Raw genomic sequence first — 3,265 nt, 5'->3', positions numbered from 1 at the left:
ACCAAGTAATTCTAGTGGGGATTGGTGATAAATCCCTCCATGTGGCGTCCCATTATAATCAGAAATCATAACATCAATCAGCTGTTTCAAATGTTCAAATGTCATATGGTATCTAATTGCGTTCTTCTCAGGGTTCTTTCTTCTTGGATCATCAGGATTGCTTCCAGTTGTGTTTGGCAGCCGGTGAAAGCCTGTCTCCTCAAGTGTTTTGAAAAAACGCTCAATAATTCCTCTTCTCATCGGGAGTGCAACCGGTCCAAGATTAGTAGCGCACCCAATCAGATTCTTTAATCGATCCTTCACCAAATTTGCAAGATGAGACTTAGCGTTATCAAAACAAATCACATCCCACACAGCCCAGGAAGTATTTTGTGGGTATACTTCGGAAGGGAATCCTCCCAATTCTGAGTACTTCATTCCATCTATTGTGATTTGTATTTTTTCATGAGGGATTACTGAATTACGAAAACATATCATAACATCACTCGCACTGTACTCTTTGCTTAAACTTATCGAATAACCAAAAACTATACGAGTGGCTACATCAATTAATGTAAGGATCCAAAATCGATCCAGTGTGACTGATACTAAATCACCTTCTGGGGTTACTAAATCAACAATGAAGAAACCGTCTATGCGATGAGCATCAAATTGTACTTTCTGGTAGGGGTGTAAAGTTGAAGGATGGTTCTGTTCACCTTCACCGGTATGTTTAGCTCGAGTCTTGGCATCTTGCCCATAGCGTCGATTTCCTTCACCAAAGTGTAGATACGCAATGCGATTTAAGAAACGTTGTAAAGCTTTTCTGCCCATGTTCTTAGTATTAAAAGGATATTGTGATAAAGGAATTTCCTTATTTCGGCATTGCTCAATAAATTTTTTATGAATATTCAGAGGTTTCATGGCTGGTTCAAGCGTTCGACGATGAGTTCCCAGATATAAGTCTGTTATTAAGTCTTTTATGTCAGGGTGTGTCTCTAACAGCAGATTAAACTCCCCTGTTTTTCTCGATTCATTTCGGTCTTCCTTTAGTACGTCAAGTCGGTATGATTTCACCTTTTTGTACGGAATCAATGCACGAAATCCCCATACGACTCCATTTTCGTCTAGGTCTATACATCTTTTTACTAATCTTCTTAGATTCTGAGGACTTATCTGGGTGGATCGTTGAATCTCTTTCATATCCACTCGCTTAAAATACATAACGATAGCATCTCTTCGATTCACGTACCTGTTCTTTTCTATTTCAGATAATCTGGAATCATCTACAGTTGGCCAAAGATCTGGATTGACTTGTTCCTGCAAATAACCGTCTTTCTCAAATAATCGACATCTGCTCAAGTTTCCAGACCTCCATCTCATAGTTCCAAATCATCGAATCAATATCGGCAGTAATTATTCCTTTGTAGTACAACCAATGACAAGAAAGAAAAACCTCATAAGAACTACATGTATCAGATAATTCATAGCAAATCTCTTTCATCGTTCTTTTTGTGCAGTCAAGAGATTTGGATACTTCTTCGATAAACATCGGATGTCTATGATTAATTACACTAGCTAATATTTTGATTCTGTTTTCAATGGAATACCTACCTGAGCGAATGGATTTCTCTGTCCTCACTTCATGAAGTTTTCCATTAAGCCTACACCATTCTTTTTGAGCTTCAAGTTGCCTCATGACACGGTCGTAATTCCGATTACTCGGATGAAGTTCTTTCTCATATTTAACTTCCACAAAAAGCTCAGACCCATTTTCATAAAGGCACATATCAAAAATAGTTCGATTCCGTTTTCCATTCAAAGTATAAGTAATCTCCAGTGGTTGTTCACAATATGTTTTTACCTTAGCATCTGTTTCAACGGTCACCCAATGATCATATTCTAAGTCGCTATATAAGATAACATCCCGGTAGCTAACTTTTGGCCCCATCATACCCCAGTAATTGTTACCGTATCTTTTACTTCTTGGCATGACGATTGGAGTATATGGAATCAAGGTGTGCTCCATAGAATCACATCCGCTCTCTTTTTTCGAATAATAAACAATTCGAATTTCTGAAGATTCTTTCATTACTTCTTGGGATTCTTTATTTCCGAATGTTCAGATTTTAAACAGCATTTTTGTTATTGACTTCAAAAATACTAAAGCTCTCTCTTATTGGTAATACTAATCTTAATAGATTAAGAGAGGAGTATTATGATGAGCGAATTCATGTATTATAAAATCATTGGTCAACTTATTAAGAGTAAAAGAGAAGAACGAGGCATGACTCAAGAAGAACTAGCAATACGAGTCCATATTTCAAGACCTTCAATAACCAATATTGAAGCCGGTCGTCACCTTATTCGAATCCATTATCTTTATCAGATTGCCACTTCTCTTGAGGTTTCTGTCCATGATCTTCTACCTTAGAATGTCTATCATTTGTTTTTGTTATGTCTTAATTGTACTTTCAATGACGCTATGGCTGAAAAATAGAGTTCTCTCATCTCAGAGTCGATTTTTTGGCTTGCATCTTCAATTTGGAATGCACCTTTTGTAGAGTCGATATCAAGTAACATAATTCTTGTTAAATCCTTACTATCGTAGAGAATTGGTATCTGCCATCCCTCTTCTCGCTGTGCTAACTCAAACCATCCATGCTTTATCATCATTCCGTTTGTGTAAAACACGTTTTCGAATTTTAAGCCAGATGGTGTAACTAAAGCAAATCCTAAGGTCAATGAGTTCTCTGTATTTTCCAATCCTATCACCTCACTATATAGTGTTGCCATTTACTACTAAATAATACGTATACATATCAAAAATATGTATTGATATTTATGTGAGTATGTATCGCTGTTGCCCCATTGTTTACACTTAGTTTTAGAGGTGTAATCATGGAAACTTCAGTAATTCAAAAAATAGGACAACGCATCCGTGATATTCGGAAGCAACGTGGATGGTCTCAAGAGGAGCTCGGTGAAAAGGCCGGCTTTCATTTCTCCTATATTGGTGGCGTTGAACGAGCTGAAAAAAATATTACTTTAGTGAACCTACTGAAGATCGCCGATGCTCTTGATGTTCAGATTATGGATTTGTTTATGTATACGAAATATCAAGAGTCCGCATTGAATGAAAAGGACGAATTATTGAATCAAATCATCCATACCTTAGTTTCCTTAAAAAAAAGAGATCTTCGAAAGGTTCAAGTCATGCTAGATGAGTTTTTCGAAAAATAGACCGATCACATGGCATAAATAAACCGCACCCTTTGCTTGGGGG

Annotated in this window: 5 protein-coding genes; 2 read left to right on the top strand and 3 right to left on the bottom strand. The window is 37.1% G+C overall.

All coding sequences use genetic code 11. The features are described from left to right. Positions 1–1,341 (bottom strand): hypothetical protein (locus AQR02_RS11910; protein ID WP_159067750.1); only part of this gene is annotated, 1,341 nt, incomplete at its 3' end. After that, the gene (locus AQR02_RS11905; protein ID WP_082451816.1) at positions 1,319–2,071 is read right to left on the bottom strand and encodes a TnsA endonuclease N-terminal domain-containing protein; all 753 of its coding nucleotides are present in this window, start codon (positions 2,069–2,071) and stop codon (positions 1,319–1,321) included. The genes AQR02_RS11905 and AQR02_RS11910, both read right to left, overlap by 23 nt. A 129-nt stretch (positions 2,072–2,200) precedes the next feature. Between AQR02_RS11905 and AQR02_RS11900 the strand changes: the two genes are divergently transcribed. Then, positions 2,201–2,413 (top strand): helix-turn-helix domain-containing protein, encoded by a 213-nt coding sequence (locus AQR02_RS11900; RefSeq protein ID WP_038700943.1) that lies wholly within the window; start codon positions 2,201–2,203, stop codon positions 2,411–2,413. Between the two features lie 8 nt (positions 2,414–2,421). Here AQR02_RS11900 and AQR02_RS11895 read toward each other — a convergent pair whose 3' ends face one another. Further along, entirely contained in the window at positions 2,422–2,745 is a 324-nt protein-coding gene (locus tag AQR02_RS11895; RefSeq protein WP_038696225.1) for a hypothetical protein, read from the bottom strand. A gap of 135 nt (positions 2,746–2,880) precedes the next feature. Here AQR02_RS11895 and AQR02_RS11890 point away from each other — a divergent pair, with 135 nt between their 5' ends. Next, the gene (locus AQR02_RS11890) at positions 2,881–3,222 is read left to right on the top strand and encodes a helix-turn-helix domain-containing protein (protein WP_052098489.1); all 342 of its coding nucleotides are present in this window, start codon (positions 2,881–2,883) and stop codon (positions 3,220–3,222) included. Positions 3,223–3,265 lie beyond the last annotated feature (43 nt).

The organism is Paenibacillus ihuae, from assembly GCF_001368795.1.
Taxonomy (GTDB): domain Bacteria; phylum Bacillota; class Bacilli; order Paenibacillales; family Paenibacillaceae; genus Paenibacillus_AQ; species Paenibacillus_AQ ihuae.
Note: the sequence above shows the minus strand (reverse complement) of the source record. Positions and strands in the feature narration are given on the sequence as shown.

Excerpts from the sequence above, each read along its gene's own strand:
- AQR02_RS11900 (WP_038700943.1), top strand. The coding sequence starts at position 2,201 with ATGAGCGAATTCATGTATTATAAAATCATTGGTCAACTTATTAAGAGT.
- AQR02_RS11890 (WP_052098489.1), top strand. The coding sequence starts at position 2,881 with ATGGAAACTTCAGTAATTCAAAAAATAGGACAACGCATCCGTGATATT.
- AQR02_RS11905 (WP_082451816.1), bottom strand. The coding sequence starts at position 2,071 with ATGAAAGAATCTTCAGAAATTCGAATTGTTTATTATTCGAAAAAAGAG.